The following is a 16,989-nucleotide window of genomic DNA, read 5'->3' on the forward strand; positions in this document are numbered from 1 at the left end:
TATTTGATTTAACATATTAATTAATGGAAAGAAGTTGCGCGACATGCGGGATATTGATGACTATAAGAACAAAAAGGTACTGGTTTTAGGGCTCGCGAAAAGTGGCCTGAACGCGGCGCGTCTGCTGCACAAGTTAGGGGCACTGGTGACCGTTAACGATGCGAAGGATTTCCACGATAACCCCGATGCCCAGTCCCTTGTTGCCGATGGTATTCGCGTGATTTCTGGTGGGCATCCAGTTGAACTGCTCGATGAACACTTTGAACTGATGGTTAAGAACCCCGGCATTCCGTACACGAACCCGATGGTTGTGCGCGCTCAGGAACTCAAAATTCCCATTATTACTGAACCGGAACTTGCTTACGAGATTTCCGAAGCGCAGTGGGTTGGTGTGACTGGGACCAATGGGAAGACGACGACAACGACCCTGATTGGCCTCTTGCTGAATGAAGGCGGCGTTGAAGCGCACGTCGGTGGGAACATCGGGATTCCGATTAGCCAAGTGGCCCAGAAAGCACCCGCAACGAGCAAAATTGTCGCTGAATTGTCCAGCTTCCAGTTGCTCGGTGCCACCAAGTTGCACCCGCACGTGGCCGTTTTGACCAATATTTACGAAGCACATTTGGATTACCATGGCAGTCGCGAGGCTTACGTTGCCGCTAAGATGCGCATTACGCAGAACCAGACGGCAGATGATTACTTCATCATGAACTGGGATCTGCCCGAAATGCACGAACTGGCGAAGAAGAGCAAGGCCACGATTGTCCCGTTCAGCCGCAAACAAGCAGAGGGTGCACGCGCCAGCCTCATTGATGGCTACCTGAGTTTTGACGGCCACAAAATTATGCCCGCTGCTGACTTGCAGATTCCTGGTGACCACAACGTTGAAAACGCCCTGGCTGCAATCGCTGTTGCCAAGCTCTATGACGTTGCCGATGACGCCATTGTGCGGGTGCTCAGCACCTTTAGTGGTGTAAAGCACCGGATTCAGTACGTCCGCACCTTGAATGGGCGCCGCTTCTACAACGACAGTAAGGCCACGAACGTGGAGGCAGCCAGTGTTGCCATTACTGCGTTTGCGGCGCCGGAAGTACTTATTGCTGGGGGACTTGACCGCAAGCTGCCAATGGATGACCTGGTGCCGCTCATGGCCAAGCACGTTAAGGCGCTGGTCACGTACGGTGAAACGGCAGAACTGATGGTTCAGGCCGCAAAGGACGCCGGCATCACGGCCATCAAGCGGGTCGAGAACTTGAACGAAGCTGTTCCGGCAGCCTACGCGCTGAGTGCGCAGGGAGACGTGGTGCTTTTGTCACCAGCTGCTGCCAGCTGGGATCAGTTCAACACGTTTGAAGAACGCGGTGATCTGTTCATCGCGGATGTTGCTAAGCTGGCTGCGGAGGAGGAAAAGTAATGCGTATCGTCGTTTCGGGCGGTGGCACGGGTGGTCACATATACCCGGCCCTCGCGCTACTTGACCGCCTGCAGGAGCGGCACATGGTTGATGCCGCTTTGTACGTGGGAACCGCACGCGGACTTGAAGCCCGCATCGTGCCAGATCACGGGGTGGATTTTGCCACCATCAAAATTCAGGGTTTTAGCCGCAAGTTGAACTTCAAGGGTCTGCGCACCAACCTGGAGACGATGCATTTGTTCCTCGCCAGTGTGAAGCGGGCACGTACGATTTTGAAGGAGTTCAAACCGGATGTGGTTGTGGGTACGGGCGGTTACGTGTCTGGGGCCACGCTATATGCGGCGGCCCGGATGGGTATTCCAACGGTCATTCACGAATCAAATTCGGTTGCCGGGATTACCAACAAGTTCTTGGGTCATTTCGTGTCCAAAGTTGCCATCAGCTTTGATGACGTTCGCTCTGATTTTCCGGCGAAGAAGGTCGTGATGACTGGGAACCCACGTGCCCAGCAGGTGGCGGGACTCCAGCCCAATGACCGGCTTGCCGAATACGGTCTGACGCCGAAGAAACGGACCTTGCTCATCTTTGGTGGTTCCCGTGGGGCACCACGGCTGAACGCGGCTGTTCTGAGCGCACTGCCGACTTTTGCGGACGCTGACTACCAGGTGCTCTTTGCCACGGGGCGGCGGCACTACGACAAAGTGGCGGCGCAGGCGGGCGAGTTGCCAGCCAACGTTGCCATCGTGCCGTACATCGACCACATGGAGCGCGTGCTTCCGGACGTTGACCTGCTCGTAAGCCGCAGTGGGGCCACGACACTGTCCGAAATGACGGCGCTGGGCTTGCCGGCGGTGCTCATTCCGAGCCCGAACGTGACGCACAATCACCAGTACCGTAATGCTAAGAGTCTGGAGAATGCAGGCGCAGCAAAGGTGCTCACTGAAGAAAATCTCAAAGCGCAGTTCACAAGCACGATTGACCAGTTAATGCGCACACCTGCAACTTTAGACAAAATGGCGGCGGCATCCAAGCGTTTGGGTGTCCCTGACGCAACCGACCAGTTAATTCAGGTATTGGAGGCGGCCGTGAAAGGAGACTAGCGATGGCGAAGCAAGACGACAACTCGAATCTGTTCACGAATAACTTCAGCAGTTACAAAAAGCAACTGGACGAACGTCCCCAAGAAGCCCATCTTGGGCCAGCGGAAATTCAAAAGAACCTGCCCAAAGTCCAAAAAATTCGTGAACACCGCACGTGGCGTAGTCTTGCAATTCTCGTGCCACCGCTGCTCATCATTGGCCTGGCGAGTGCCTACATGGCCTCGCCATTGTCCAAGGTACGCAACGTCTCGGTTTACGGTACCAACTTGGTCACCAACCAGGAGGTCATTAACGCCAGTAAGCTGGGAAGCAAGTCCTACGTGCCGCAGCTTCTCACTAATCGGCAGGAGACTGAGCAACGCATTAAAAAGGCCGTACCGGCAATCAAAACTGTGCGCCTGCGGGTGCGCGGTGCGCGTGATGTCAGTTTGCGCGTAAGTGAATACTCCGCAACGGCGTACTTACACAATGCGGCTGGTTACCACGTGATTCTGAGTACCGGGAAGGTCTTGCAAGACGCCAGTAAGAGTCCAAAACAGGGCTTGCCGGTTTTCACTGGTTTCACAGCGGGTAAGGATTTACGCAACATGAGCAAGATTGTCGCTGCTTTTCCGACCGCAATTCGCCGCGACGTTTCGGAAGTGACCCTGAGTCGGGGCAACGGTAATCCTTATCAGATCACCATTGCGATGAATGATGGCAACAAGATTGTCGCGGACAGCCGGACCATCCTCAAAAAGATTAAGTACTACCCAAGTATGGTCGCTCAGCTTAAAACAACTGGGACGGTTGATTTGGAAGTCGGCGCGTTCTTTGTCCCGAAATCCGAAAAATGAGTAAACATCCACGGAATGAACCGCTTTCCATACGTTTTGTGAAACATTTGTGGTAAACTCGAAATTGTAGATTAAGAATAAATAACTTTATAAAAAAATCAGTCAAGGGAGGTTCCAGATTCATGGGAAATCAGGGCATTTACGTGGGTCTTGATGTCGGGACAACCTCGATTAAAGCAATTGCCGCCGAAGTGTCATCCGGACAGATGCACGTTATCGGTGTCGGAAGTCAGCGTGCGGATGGTTTAGCACGCGGCGTGATTGTTGACATCGATAAGGCAGTCGCATCAATTCAGGCCGCACTGGAACAAGCAGCAAAAAAAGCCAGCATTCAAATCGATAGCGTGATTGCCGGGGTACCGGCAAGCATGTTGCAGATTGAGAAGGTGTCTGGACTCATCGCGGTTGGGGACACCAGCCGTGAAATTACTGACGACGACGTCCGTAATGTGGCGGCGTCCGCGCTGACGCGCAACCTACCGCCAGAGCGCGAAATTCTCTCCCTGATTCCTGATGAATTCATCGTTGACGGGTTTGATGGAATTAAAGATCCGCGCGGCATGATTGGTGTTCGCCTCGAAATGAAGGGCTTGCTGCTCACGGTTCCAAAGACGGTGTTGCATAACATCACGCGGGCGGTGGAGAAGGCCGGTTACAGCATTTCGGCGTTTATCGCCAATCCGTTGGCACTGGGGTCTTACATTCTGTCTGATGGTGAGCAGGACTTTGGCACTGTTGTCATTGATTTAGGTGGCGGGCAGAGCACCGCGGCCGTTATCCATGATCACAAGCTGAAGTTCACGACTGAGGATCTTGAAGGTGGGGATTACATCACCAAGGATATCTCGGTAGTGCTCAACACCAGCGTTGTGGATGCCGAACGGCTAAAGCGCGAGTACGGCAATGCCGACTCACTTGCCGCCAGTGAGGAACAAACCTTCCCTGTGACTGTTGTTGGCAAGAGTGCACCCGCCACGATTTCCGAGAAATACTTGGCAGAAATCATCGAGGCACGCTTGACCCAGATCTTCGGACGCCTCAACGAAACCTTGACGCAGGTCCACGCTCTTGATTTACCAGGGGGCATCGTGATTACCGGTGGCACGACCGCTTTGCCAGGGGTCATTGAATTGGCTCAAGACATTTTTAACCGTCAGGTGCGCCGCTTCATTCCGAATGAAGTTGGCTTGCGGCACCCCGCGTTTACGCAGGCACTGGCCTTGATTAATGCGGCCGCCAACATGACGGACGTTGAAATCATTGCCGGTTCCGCATTGCGCACGCCGCTGCAGCTCCAGACGCGGCAAACGCCCGCGCCCGCAAGTACGGCGCAGGATGATGCGACCGCCGCTCCGCAGCAGGCACCAGCTCAAGAGGCTGAGCCTGAACAGGACGAGACGGATGAGCCAAAAGAGAAGAAGCCGTCCATTATTAAGCGCTTCTTCGGTACTTTCTTTGAATAATAAATAACCCCTGACTAGGAGGAACAATCATGGAATTTTCACTAGATAATCAAGATAACACCGGCGCAGTAATTAAAGTTATTGGTGTTGGTGGTGCCGGTGGTAACGCCGTTAACCGGATGATCGACGAAGACGTTAAGGGTGTTGAGTTCATCGTGGCCAACACGGATGTACAGGCACTGTCCAGTTCTAAGGCAGAAACCAAAATTCAGTTAGGTTCCAAGTTGACGCGCGGACTTGGTGCCGGCGCAACCCCTGAAGTTGGGCAGAAGGCTGCTGAGGAAAGCGAAGAAGCCATTGCCGAAGCACTGCAGGGTGCGGACATGATTTTCGTTACCTGTGGCATGGGTGGTGGTACTGGGACCGGTGCCGCCCCAATCGTGGCTAAGATTGCTAAGGACCAAGGCGCACTGACCGTTGGTGTTGTTACCAAGCCATTCACTTTTGAAGGCCCCAAGCGCGGCAAGAACGCCACTGGCGGGATTGCGGAACTCAAGCAGCACGTGGACACACTGGTGATTATTGCCAACAATCGTCTGCTTGAAATCGTGGACAAGAAGACGCCAATGCTCGAAGCCTTCAAGGCAGCTGACAACGTGCTGCGTCAGGGTGTGCAGGGGATTTCCGACCTGATTACCAGCCCTGGTGTGGTTAACCTGGACTTCGCCGACGTGAAGACCGTCATGGCAAACCAGGGGAGTGCCCTCATGGGAATTGGTTCCGCAACTGGTGAAAACCGGACCGTAGAAGCAACGAAGAAGGCCATTTCTTCACCACTGCTGGAAGTTGCCATTGATGGCGCCAAGCAGGTATTGCTGAACATCACCGGTGGTCCAGAACTGTCCCTGTTTGAAGTCCAGGATGCTTCTGACATCGTGACCCAGGCGGCAACAAGTGACGTTAACATCATCTTCGGGACCTCCATTAACGAAGAACTCGGCGATGAAGTGGTGGTTACGGTCGTTGCAACTGGTCTTGATTCCGAACCAACGCAGCAGCGGAGCACCCGCCAGAGCGCAGAACCACGTCGTGAAGCGCAGCAACAGGAACAAAAGTCTAGCGACCCATTCGGTGAATGGGACATGCGCCAGACGCCAGAACGTTCCAACCGCGAATCTGCAGCTAAGCCAGATAATTTTGATAACGTTAAAAAGACTGAATTCGATGTATTCGAAAGTCAGCCTAACAATGGCAACGCCAGTGATGATGACCAGCCGCCATTCTTCAAGCGCCGTCGCAACAACTAGTCTGAGGAGGTGTCATGATGGCATTCGGTAAAATTGGTAACAAACTGGGCAGTTTCTTCGATATGTCTGATGACGAAGACGAAGAGTACGCCGCTCAAGAAGATCAAGAATTCACCCAACCGGCAGATGGGAACGAAGCACCGGCTGCAGCGCAGGGTGCACCTAGCAGTAAGCCCGCGTACCGAAATAACAGTAATGTTGTTTCGATGAGTAAGCCTGCCGCTAAGGGAGCAAAGATTGAGCTGTACGAACCGCGCATCTACTCTGACGCTAAGGAAGTTGGCCGCAACCTGCTCGACAACACCGCGGTGCTGGTTAACTTTACGCACTTGGAAGCAAGCGACTCCAAACGCATTGTTGATTTCCTGACTGGACTCGTTTTTGCAATCAACGGTGACATCAAACGCGTTGGTGACCAGATTTTCCTGGTTACCCCAGCTAATTTTGAAGTCAGTGGTGCACTTGCGAACAAAATTCAGGATGATTTGAGCGTCGACGAACTGAAGTAAACCGGAAGGGGGACCCGCCCGTGCGTTTTCTGTATTATTTAATCACGGCCACATTCAACGTTTACACCGCGATTGTGTTCGTTGATCTGATTCTGAGCTGGTTTCCAATCCGTTCGCTTTACCGCTTGCGTGAATGGACCAGTCGCTTGACCGAGCCATTACTCGCGCCGATACGGCGGGTGATTCCGACCGCACTGGGACTGGATTTCTCGCCAGCAATTCTGCTGATTCTGATTAACTTGCTGGAGAAACTGCTCCTGACGTTGCTCTTCTGGTTCGCCTAATGACGCAGCTGGGAAAGTATAACCAGCCGCGCTCGGAAGAAAAGCAGCTGCTGGAACGGTTGCGGACACTGGCCGCAACCAGTGCTAATGAATACCGTCCGGTGTTAACGGCGTTTATCGACCCGCGCTCGCAGCTTTTGGCGCAAAGCGTTGCCGAACAATTCGGTGTCAGTTTTGCCACTGCTGGTGGGTTTACCGCCGCGGAATGGCGACGCGGGTTATTTTATCCGGATTACTACGTACCGGAACCGGCCGATTTCGAGTTGCAAGTGTTGATGTTTAAGTACCCGGCGCAGTTCGTCACCCTGCGGCACAGTGATGTGCTCGGCGCGATGATGAATCTGGGTGTGCAGCGCAGCGTGTTTGGCGATTTTGCGCATGAAGAGGGTGCTTGGGAGCTGGCTGCTACTCGCGAAATGGCGCCATTTCTGCAAACAAACCTGACGCAGGTTGCCCGTAGTAAAATCCAGTTGGTGCCGGCGCCCCGGATTTTCCGGCTGAATGATGATTGGCAAGCCCGCGAATTGTTGGTCGCTGGGCTGCGCCTTGACGCCTTAGTTGCGGAAGCTTTCAAGCTGCCGCGTAGTCACGCCAAGCAGTTGTTCACTAGTGATGGTGTCCGGCTCAATTGGCGCGAAACCCAGAAGGTGAGCGCCATGGTCGGCGATGGCGACAACGTCTCTGTGCGCGGTTTTGGCCGTATCCGGGTCATGTCAGTGCTTGGCGTGACTGCAAAGGACAAGTGGCGACTCGCCGTTGAAATCATTGATAAACGTCAAAAAAGTTAAATTTTGCCCAGGCACTGAATCGTCTGGTATGAGGAGGAATTTGTATGCTTAGCCCTATGGATATTCGGGATAAGAGCTTCAACGTTAAGATGCGTGGTTTTGATCAGGATCAGGTGAACGACTTCCTGGACCAGATTATCGCGGATTACGAAGGTGCGCTCAAGAAGGTGGAGACCCTGACTGATTCCCTCAAGGAAGCACAGGATAAGGTGACCCATTACGAGGGCATGGAAAACGCCATGAACCAAGCCATCATCGTCGCTCAGGACGCCGCAGACCGGCTGAAGACCACGAGTGAAGAGGATGCGCAGAAGGTTCAGGACGAAGCCGAGAAGAACGCTGAACAGATTCTGTCCGAAGCCAGCGACAAGAGTAACAAAATCCTCGCGGACGCGAGCGACAAAGCTCGCCAGCTGACGATTCAGAGTGAAGACATGCGCCGCAACGCGCAGGACTTCCGTGATCACCTCGCACTCTTGCTGCGGGCGGAGCTGGAAACGATTGAAGGGGACAACTGGTCCGACACCATTGGCAAGACGCCTGAGGACGCCAAAAAAGGTCTTCCCGACGAAAGCACGTTAATTCCTGACGAACTTCAGGAAACACCCCTTGACAGCGATGGGGATGATTCATTAAACTCAGGCACGGATGCAAAACCGGAAACGGCAGATGCAGACGCAGCGAACGCCGCTGCGGGTGATGATGATTACACCCAGATTGTTTTTCCGGATGATCCCATCGCTTAGAATAATTTAATCCAATGAGGAACACGCGTTAGCGGTGGTGAGCCAAACCAGCGACCCGGAGAATGGTGCAAGTCCGGGATTGGTGCCATGACTAATATCAGTTCTGAGTACTGGCTCGATACATAGAGCTGGTCGGATGGTGCCCGTTAACGCGCCTCTGAGGGGAATTTTATTCCCGAATTTAGGTGGTACCACGAAGACTTCGTCCTAATTACGGACGGGGTCTTTTTGTTTATTTACGGTTTTGAGAACATTTTGAGAAAGAAGGAACAGTTGTGAAGGTTAAAGAAACGCTGAACTTGAGCAAGACTGACTTCCCAATGCGTGCAGGTTTGCCTAACCGCGAACCCAAATGGCAGGCTGATTGGGAAGAGAACCACGTGTACCAGCAGCGCCAGAAGTTGAATGAAGGCAAGCCAAGTTTCATTCTCCACGATGGCCCGCCATTTGCGAACGGGAACATCCACATGGGTCACGCGCTCAACAAGATCAGTAAGGACATCATCGTGCGCTTCAAGTCGATGAACGGCTACTATGCACCTTACGTTCCTGGTTGGGATACTCATGGTCTGCCAATTGAGCAGCAGCTCGCCAAGAAGGGCGTGCACCGCAAGGAGATGGACATGGTGGCTTACCGGCAATTGTGCCGGGATTTTGCCCTCAAGGAAATCGACAAGCAGCGCACTGACTTTAAGCGGCTCGGTGTTTCTGGTGACTGGGACCACCCATACATCACCTTGCAGAAGGAATTCGAAGCCGAAGAAATTCGGGTCTTCGGTAAAATGGCCGAGAAGGGCTACATTTACCACGGCTTGAAGCCAGTTTACTGGTCATGGTCTTCCGAATCCACGCTTGCTGAAGCCGAAATCGAGTACAAGGACGTGAAGTCCCCATCCATCTACGTTGCCTTCCCAGTTAAGGACGGCAAGGGAATTGTGGACCAGGATGCTGAGTTTATCATCTGGACCACCACGCCTTGGACCATTCCATCTAACCAGGGGATTGCCGTTAACCCCCGCTTCAATTATGTTGAAGTGCAGGTTGCAGATCGCAAGTTCGTGGTTGCAGAAGACATGCTGAGCAAGGTCGCTGAAGACCTCGAATGGTCTGACCCGAAGGTGCTCAAGCAGTTTACCGGTAAGGACATGGACCGGATGGTGGCTAAACACCCACTGTATGACCGCGATAGCCTCGTCATCAACGCTGACCACGTCACGCTGGATGCTGGTACCGGGCTCGTCCACACTGCGCCTGGTCATGGTGAAGATGACTACAAGGCCGGCATCAAGTATGGTCTGCCCGTTGTCTCTGTTTTGGATGAACACGGGGTCATGAATGAGAACGCCCCTGGCTTCACCGGCGTGTTCTACGACAAGGCCAATCCAATGGTCACCAAGGCGCTGGAAGAAAAGGGTGCGCTCCTGAAGCTCTCCTTCTTCACGCATAGCTACCCCCACGACTGGCGGACCAAGAAGCCAGTTGTTTTCCGGGCAACGACGCAGTGGTTTGCTTCTATTGACGCCTTCCGTCAGCAGATTCTTGATCAGATTGAAAAGGTTAACTTTAAGCCAAGTTGGGGTAAGACGCGTCTGTACAACATGATCCGCGACCGCGGCGACTGGGTGATTTCCCGTCAGCGCGCTTGGGGTGTGCCACTGCCTATCTTCTACGCGGAAGATAAGACCCCAATTCTGGAAAAGGAAACCATCGATCACGTTGCCGACCTTTTTGCCAAGTATGGTTCAAATGTCTGGTTCGAACGTGACGCCAAGGACTTGCTGCCAGAAGGTTACACCAACGAACACAGTCCTAACGGTGAATTTACCAAGGAAACTGACATCATGGATGTTTGGTTTGACTCTGGATCATCTCACCAGGCTGTTCTCGCTGCTCGCCCAGAACTGTCCTTCCCAGCTGATCTCTACCTTGAAGGTTCTGACCAATACCGTGGTTGGTTCAACAGCTCACTCATCACTTCCGTTGCAACGACGGGTGTTGCGCCATACAAGGGCATCTTGTCCCAAGGATTTACGCTCGACAGCAAGGGCCAGAAGATGAGCAAGTCACTGGGTAACACCATCGTGCCTGATACGGTTGAAAAGCAGTACGGTGCAGAAATCATCCGTCTGTGGGTCTCTACGGTTGACTCCAGTTCTGACGTGCGTGTTTCCATGGACAACTTTGCCCAGATTTCCGAAGCCTACCGCAAAATTCGCAACACGATGCGCTTCATGCTCGCCAACACGGGTGACTACGACAACAGTAAGAATGCTGTTGCCTACGCCGATCTTGGCAGCGTTGACCAGTACATTCTGGTGCGCTTGAACGATGTTGTGGCTGAAGCACTGGCAGCATACGACCAATACGACTTTAGTGATGTGGAGAAGACAATTAGCAACTTCCTCGTGAATGACATGTCTGCTTTCTACCTCGACTTTGCCAAGGACGTTGTGTACATTGAAGCGGCCGACGATATTAAGCGTCGCCGGATGCAGACGGTGATGTACCAGGTTCTTGTCACCTTGACCAAGTTGCTGACCCCAATCCTGCCGCACACGGCTGAAGAAATCTGGCCATACCTGCAGCAGGCAGAGCAGTACGCTTACCTGTCTGACATGCCTAAGGCGCAGAATCTTGCGAACGCTGATCAACTGCGCACGCAGTGGAGCGACTTCATGAAGTTCCGCAGCGAAGTGCAAAAAGCACTTGAAGAAGCCCGAAACGCCAAGGTTATTGGTAAGTCCATGCAGGCCAGCGTCACGGTTTACCCAACCGCTGACCTTGCAGATAAGCTGAACGGCCTGAACGCCAACATCATGCAGCTCCTGATTGTTTCTGGTTTCAAGCTGGAAGCGGCAGGCACCAAGGCGCCAGCAGGTGCCGCCGAGTTTGCTGACGGTGCGATTGTGGTGGAACATGCTGCGGGCGATGTTTGCGAACGTTGCCGCATGACCACCACCGATGTCGGTGACGATGCGCAGTTCCCAATGCTCTGTGCTCGTTGCAGCGCCATCGTGCGTGCTAACTACCCTGAAGCAGTTGCTGAAGGTCTCGAAAGTAAGAACAAGTAATACCCATGCAAAAGGCGGCCAGCAATGGCTGCCTTTTTGTTGTACATATTGTTGCTGTCTGTCAGCGTAAGTATTCCAGTGACGAAGTCACGCCAGGCCTCTGGGATGTTTTCAAAACGCCGCTAGGCGGTGGGGTCGGCAACTCCGGTGGTGGTGCGCTTGGGCTACGCTCTGGGAACTACGTCGGGCGGGGACCGCTTCAGCCCGCTAACGCGGTCTTCCGCTGGCAGAGTTGCCGCAAACCCGGCGTCAACTCCGCGCTCCCGGTATTATTGTGTGCAGCCGTGGCGAAAAAGCACGCCACGTCTCCAAACAATAATATTTTCGCCCGACTCCGTTCCCTGCGCTTCGCCCAAGCACACCACCACCTCCGTGGCCGACGCGTTACAGAGTGGTAAGCGCATGAACGTTCCTCAATTATGAGGTAGTTCCATACAGTACTAGCGCTGACCAATTCTATTGCCAGATCATGAGAAGCTGGGCGACATCTACCGTCTCAACGTCGTGTTGAAAATATCGCCACAATCGGATTGTGAATGCACGTCGGAACTGGTTCGGATTGGTGGAACGACCGGGAAGGGTGTGCGCGCACGCAAAAACGGCAGTGTATGTTTCGCACAGATTTTTCGTGCGAAATGTACACCGCCGTTTTTGCTAGGAGCGTGATTTTGACGCGGGGTTTGCGGCAAAATCGCCAGCGGAAGACGGCGTAGCCGGCTGAAGCGGTTCCGCGCACACCCTTCCCGGGCGTGTAACCAATCCGGACCAGTTCCGACCTTCGGTCTACCACTTTTTCAAACCCAACATCCTTGCGGATGGTATTTTCGACGCTGTCGCTGACGGACAGTGACAATTAAAAAAGCCGGCGCAATTGCGTCGGCTTGGGGTGCTAGAAAGTTTCTTTGCGGGGACGCGGGGTCTCGTTCATGTCGCCGGAAGTGTATTCCAGCAACTTGTTCTTGAGGTCGTCCTCCATGCCAGCGAGCTGCTTCTCGGCAGCTTGCCGCTTGGCACGGCCATCTTGCTGGATCTGCAGGGTTTCCTTCAGCGTGTCAATCAAGTCGGACTGAGTCTGCGTCAAGGTTTCGATGTCGACGACACCACGCTCGTTTTCCTTAGCAGTCTCAATGCTGGAAATTTTCAGCATTGAGCTGTTCTTCTTGAGCAGGTCGTTAGTGGTTTCGGAAACTTCACGCTGTGCGGTGACGGCTTCCTTCTGCCGCAGCAGGGTGAGGGCGATGGCCACCTGGTTTTTCCAGAGCGGGATGGCCGTGGTGATGCTGGCCTGGATTTTTTCCGCCAACGCTTGGTTGGTATTTTGAATCAAGCGAATCTGGGGTGCTTGCTGTAAGGTGATTTGACGTGCTAGCTGCAGGTCATAGGTCCGCTTCTCAAGCCGAGTGGCAAATTGCCGCAAGTCATTCACGGTTTGGACGTCCATCTGGTCGCCGCTGGCGTCGGCCTTCGCGCGGGCTTCCGGAATCAATTTGGTTTCCAGTTCTTCGTGCTTGATTTTGGCAGCGGCGATGTAGATGTTCAGGGCTTCAAAATAGGATTTGTTCTGACTGTAAAGCTCGTCCAGCATCGTGTTGTCACTGAGCAAACCATTTTTTTCCTTGTCCAAGTGCACTGCAATTGTGTCAATCTGGGCGCCAATTTTTTGGTACTTAGCTGTGATTTCGAAGATGCTGCGCTTCACTTTACCGAACAGACGGGAGAACACGTTGCTGTTTTCAGGCCGCAGTTCGTCGGGGTTGGTCTCGTTCAAACGGGTCATCAGACTCGTGAGGGCGTCGCCGATGGCACCAGTGTCAGAGCTGGAGACCTTGTTCAGCATGTTCTGGGAGAACGCTGAGAGCTTTTGCTGCGCAGCCGCACCGTAGGAGAGCACCGCAGTTTGATCGAGCGGGTCAATCTTGCTTGCCAGTTGCTTGGCAGACTCGCGGTCTTGTTCGGACAGTTTGTTGAACTCATCGTTTGCAGCGGCTGTCGGTGCTTGCTCCTGCGCAGGAGCGGGCGTGTTATTAGCCGTGAGGTCCGCGAAGGGGTCGGCCAACAGGTCGGAGGTTAAATCTGGTGATGTCGTTTGGTCTTTTTCACTCATATTCGGGTCTTCCTTTTATTTATCTAGTTGGCGCTTGGTGAGTTCGACCGTGGTATCCAAATCCTCCAGGTCGCTCTTCACAAAATCAGTGTACTCGTCGCGGACCGTCTTGCACAGCTTATCGAGTGCATCCTTAGCCTGACTGAGCACGAGGTAGGTGTCCTTCGTTTTCACCTCGTGGCGGGTGATGATGGCGTACTTGTGCGTCAAATCCGCGAGGTTGGGGAGTTGTTCATATAGGAACGGCGCCGCTGCGGTCATCCGCTTGGGCTGGTCCACAATGGCGCGGAAGTAAGCGTGGATGACGTTCATGGTGTCGTGCTCGTTCATGATGTCTTGCAGTTCGGGCGCACCGTCCACGGTTGTTTGCAGCTGGTGAATGTTCTTGCTGGCACCCGCCATGGTTTCGCGGAACACGCTGACTTCGCTGTCGCTCAGTCCGGCGGCCTCGTAGTGGGCGGCCAGTTTTTTGCTCATTGGCCGTTCCGGCGTGTCGTCGATGACCTCAGCGCTGCGGTTCTGCCACAGGTAGTTGAGGAAGGCGGCGAGGGCACCCAGCGCCGGTGACAGCAGACCGATGACGGGGTTGCCGTCTAAGCCCATGCTGCCCAACGTGGCCATTGCCACAATCCAGCCGGCAAAACTAATCCCGATGACCTTAGATTCATGGAATTTGCGTGGCCCTTCGCTATTACGTTCAGGGTGGCGGGTGCGTTCCCATTCGGCGCCAAAACGCACGAGTCCGAACAGCAGCGCGATGATTTCACTTAGGATGAAGTTTTCTGTCCCACTGATGGTGTACATGAAACCGAGCCAAGTCCAAGTAATGATGCGGCCCCAATGCACGCGATCTTGACGTGGGTATTGTTGCTTTTTACTCATAGTCGTCACTGCCCCTCGTTTATTATCTGGACTAAGTTTAGCATAGGCACGACCGGCTGGTATCAGGCCTTGGTATGAGATTAGCCAAAAGACATGACTTTTGCCAAAACTAAGTGTAGCTTGTATGATAGTTACTGACTATATGGAAGCATGGAGGCACAGCAATGAACGAACCCAAGACCCGCAGAGAAGCACGCGAGCAGCGTGCTGCCCAGGAAGAGGCCGCCCGCAACCGTGATAAGAAACGGGTGGACGTGGAGCGTGAGTACGCGCGCAGTGAGGCCAAGCATCCCGAGAAGTTGCAGCGTTTTGACGAGCAGACCTATCGGAAAGTGAATGGGCTCAAGCAGAAACTCAACTGGGCAATCGGGATTACCATTGTGCTAATTATTTTGGTTGCGGTCGTCCTGTTTGTCTTTTGACGGGTAAAAGTTGATTGATTGCTGTTAACTAAGTGCTGAGAATTCTCAACAGAAGGGATTTTTAATGATGAAAATTGGCGTAGTTTGCGCGATGGAAGAAGAAATTCGGGAACTGCTGGCAGTCCTTGACGACCAGAAGAGCGAAACGGTTGCCGGGCAGACTTTCTACAGCGGCCGGATTCACGGTCAGGAAGTCGCACTGGTTGAATGTGGAATTGGTAAGGTGCAGGCGGGGATGAACACCGCAATCTTGATTGACCACTACAACCCGGACCTGGTGATTAACACTGGTAGTGCCGGTGGTATTGGTACCGGCCTCAAGGTGGGGGATGTGGTGATTAGTTCCGGCGTTGCTTACCACGACGTGAACTCAACTGCCTTTGGCTACCTGCCCGGTCAGCTGCCAAGTCGGCCCCAGATTTTTGAAGCGGACAAACACTACGTTGAGCTCATCACCAAGGCTGCCCAGCAGACGAACCTGACCACGCACGTGGGTCTCATTGTGACCGGTGACCAGTTCATCAGCAGCAAGCCTGCCATCGCGAAGATCAAGGCCATCTACCCAGATGCCCTGGCTAGCGAAATGGAAGGGGCCGCAATTGGTCAAGTTGCCAGCCAGTTCCAGCTGCCATTTGTGGTTATCCGCGCAATGAGTGATGTTGGTGACGAGAACGCCAGCGTGTCCTTTGATGAGTTCATCATCGAGGCCGGCAAGAAGAGCGCCCAGATGCTCCTCGCCTTCATTGACGAGCTTGCCTAAACTGACGTCCTTGCGCTTCAGTAAGGAAGGAAGATTCTTTTGAAACACGTATACCTGGACAATGCGGCCACGACACCGATGAAGCCAGAGGTTGTCGCCGCAATGACCGACCAGATGCAAAATGATTTCGGTAACGCCAGTTCGACCCATTTTTTTGGGCGTACGGCGCACGCCGCGCTGGATAAGGCACGGCAAACCATTGCTAACGCCTTGGCAGTAAAGCCCGACTGGGTGATTTTCACTGCTGGCGCGACTGAGAGTAACAACACCGCCATCACCCAGACCGCCCACGCACGGGCCAGTTTGGGCAAACACATTATCACCACGGCAATTGAGCACTTATCTGTGCTCGAACCACTGCGCGCGCTTGAAAAAGAGGGCTACACAGTGACTTACCTGCCGGTTGACGAGAATGGTGAAATTAACATGGCGGATTTTGACGCCACCCTGGATGACGATACAATTCTTGTGTCCGTTATGTACGGCAACAACGAGGTCGGCAGTCAGATGCCAATTAAGGCGATTGCTGACCGCCTGCGCGATCACCAGGCTTATTTCCACGTGGACGCGACACAGGCATTCGGCCTGTTGCCGATTCACCCGGAAGAACTGGGTATCGACATGTTGTCCGCATCCGCGCACAAACTGAACGGCCCCAAGGGTGTTGGCCTCATGTACCGTGCGGAGAACGTCAAAATTCAGCCGTTCATGCGCGGCGGCGAGCAGGAAACCAAACGCCGTGCGGGCACGGAGAATGTGGCCGGAATTGTTGGCTTTGCGACCGCAGTTAGTTTGCTTGATGATGACGCGAAGGCGCAGTTGCAGCAGCGCTACGCTAGTTTTAGTCGCGAAATTTGCAGCAAGTTGGAGGCAGCGGGGGTGACTTACCACGTCAATGGTAACCTCGACCGTCCGCGGCTGCAGCACGTATTCAACCTTTATCTGCCGGGCGCGTCTACTTACGCCATGCAGACAAATTTGGACTTAGCAGGTTTTGCAATTTCCGGCGGCTCCGCATGTACTGCGGGCAGCTTGGAGCCATCGCACGTGTTGACCGCGATGTACGGCGAGAAGTCGCCGCGCCTTGAGGAGTCAATTCGCATTTCTTACGGCAGCATGACCACTATGGAAGATGTTGACGCCTTTGCAGACGCGCTCATCCGCATCGTGCAGCGTTTGATTGCACGTAGTAAGTAATACTGTCCGTCAGCGTAAGTCATGAAACTTTCATCCGCAAGGATGCTGAAATTGAAAATAGGGCTTCGACCGCGAGGTCGGGCCTGGGACGACTTGGTTACGTGCCCGCAGGTAGGTGGCGCGGGGTCGCTCACGCCTGGCAAGCCAGGCTACCGCTAAACTTTTT

15 protein-coding genes are annotated in these 16,989 nt (G+C 53.7%); 13 read left to right on the forward strand and 2 right to left on the reverse strand.

Going from position 1 to position 16,989, the window contains the following annotated elements; genetic code table 11:
- The first annotated feature begins 43 nt into the window (after positions 1-43).
- From murD to ileS, 10 genes are all read left to right on the forward strand, one after another.
- A complete protein-coding gene (gene murD, locus EKM97_RS08405) occupies positions 44-1,414 on the forward strand; it encodes a UDP-N-acetylmuramoyl-L-alanine--D-glutamate ligase (RefSeq protein ID WP_125571957.1) in 1,371 nt (456 codons plus the stop codon).
- The gene (gene murG, locus EKM97_RS08410; protein ID WP_125571958.1) at positions 1,414-2,514 is read left to right on the forward strand and encodes an undecaprenyldiphospho-muramoylpentapeptide beta-N-acetylglucosaminyltransferase; all 1,101 of its coding nucleotides are present in this window, start codon (positions 1,414-1,416) and stop codon (positions 2,512-2,514) included. The genes murD and murG overlap by 1 nt, the downstream gene beginning before the upstream one ends.
- A 2-nt stretch (positions 2,515-2,516) precedes the next feature.
- A complete protein-coding gene (locus EKM97_RS08415) occupies positions 2,517-3,350 on the forward strand; it encodes a cell division protein FtsQ/DivIB (protein WP_125571959.1) in 834 nt (277 codons plus the stop codon).
- Between the two features lie 122 nt (positions 3,351-3,472).
- The gene (gene ftsA / locus EKM97_RS08420) at positions 3,473-4,813 is read left to right on the forward strand and encodes a cell division protein FtsA (RefSeq protein ID WP_125571960.1); all 1,341 of its coding nucleotides are present in this window, start codon (positions 3,473-3,475) and stop codon (positions 4,811-4,813) included.
- A gap of 29 nt (positions 4,814-4,842) precedes the next feature.
- The gene (ftsZ, locus tag EKM97_RS08425; protein WP_125571961.1) at positions 4,843-6,060 is read left to right on the forward strand and encodes a cell division protein FtsZ; all 1,218 of its coding nucleotides are present in this window, start codon (positions 4,843-4,845) and stop codon (positions 6,058-6,060) included.
- Between the two features lie 17 nt (positions 6,061-6,077).
- Positions 6,078-6,569, forward strand: coding sequence for a cell division protein SepF (locus EKM97_RS08430; RefSeq protein ID WP_125571962.1), 492 nt, complete (start codon positions 6,078-6,080; stop codon positions 6,567-6,569).
- A gap of 20 nt (positions 6,570-6,589) precedes the next feature.
- Positions 6,590-6,853, forward strand: coding sequence for a YggT family protein (locus EKM97_RS08435; protein ID WP_125571963.1), 264 nt, complete (start codon positions 6,590-6,592; stop codon positions 6,851-6,853).
- The gene (locus EKM97_RS08440) at positions 6,853-7,641 is read left to right on the forward strand and encodes a YlmH family RNA-binding protein (protein WP_125571964.1); all 789 of its coding nucleotides are present in this window, start codon (positions 6,853-6,855) and stop codon (positions 7,639-7,641) included. The genes EKM97_RS08435 and EKM97_RS08440 overlap by 1 nt, the downstream gene beginning before the upstream one ends.
- A 44-nt stretch (positions 7,642-7,685) precedes the next feature.
- A complete protein-coding gene (locus tag EKM97_RS08445) occupies positions 7,686-8,387 on the forward strand; it encodes a DivIVA domain-containing protein (protein WP_125571965.1) in 702 nt (233 codons plus the stop codon).
- 275 nt (positions 8,388-8,662) lie between these two features.
- Entirely contained in the window at positions 8,663-11,458 is a 2,796-nt protein-coding gene (gene ileS / locus EKM97_RS08450; protein ID WP_125571966.1) for an isoleucine--tRNA ligase, read from the forward strand.
- Positions 11,459-12,347: 889 nt separating this feature from the next.
- Here the strand turns inward: ileS and EKM97_RS08455 are convergent.
- Together EKM97_RS08455 and EKM97_RS08460 are read right to left on the reverse strand one after the other, a co-directional pair.
- Positions 12,348-13,562 carry a toxic anion resistance protein gene (locus EKM97_RS08455; RefSeq protein ID WP_125571967.1) on the reverse strand — a complete coding sequence of 405 codons (1,215 nt, stop codon included), beginning with the start codon at positions 13,560-13,562 and terminating at the stop codon, positions 12,348-12,350.
- A gap of 15 nt (positions 13,563-13,577) precedes the next feature.
- The gene (locus EKM97_RS08460) at positions 13,578-14,444 is read right to left on the reverse strand and encodes a 5-bromo-4-chloroindolyl phosphate hydrolysis family protein (protein WP_125571968.1); all 867 of its coding nucleotides are present in this window, start codon (positions 14,442-14,444) and stop codon (positions 13,578-13,580) included.
- Between the two features lie 164 nt (positions 14,445-14,608).
- On the opposite strand from EKM97_RS08460, the gene EKM97_RS08465 reads away from it, so the two are divergent.
- The 3 genes from EKM97_RS08465 (at position 14,609) to EKM97_RS08475 (ending at position 16,823) form a co-directional block, all read left to right on the forward strand.
- Positions 14,609-14,866, forward strand: a complete 258-nt coding sequence (locus tag EKM97_RS08465; RefSeq protein WP_125571969.1) for a hypothetical protein — start codon at positions 14,609-14,611, stop codon at positions 14,864-14,866.
- Positions 14,867-14,930: 64 nt separating this feature from the next.
- Positions 14,931-15,626 carry a 5'-methylthioadenosine/adenosylhomocysteine nucleosidase gene (locus tag EKM97_RS08470; RefSeq protein ID WP_191985991.1) on the forward strand — a complete coding sequence of 232 codons (696 nt, stop codon included), beginning with the start codon at positions 14,931-14,933 and terminating at the stop codon, positions 15,624-15,626.
- A gap of 39 nt (positions 15,627-15,665) precedes the next feature.
- Complete coding sequence (locus tag EKM97_RS08475; RefSeq protein WP_125571970.1) at positions 15,666-16,823, forward strand: cysteine desulfurase family protein; 1,158 nt, start codon at positions 15,666-15,668, stop codon at positions 16,821-16,823.
- Positions 16,824-16,989: the final 166 nt, after the last annotated feature.

This window comes from Lacticaseibacillus songhuajiangensis (assembly GCF_003946025.1).
Lineage (GTDB): Bacteria > Bacillota > Bacilli > Lactobacillales > Lactobacillaceae > Lacticaseibacillus > Lacticaseibacillus songhuajiangensis.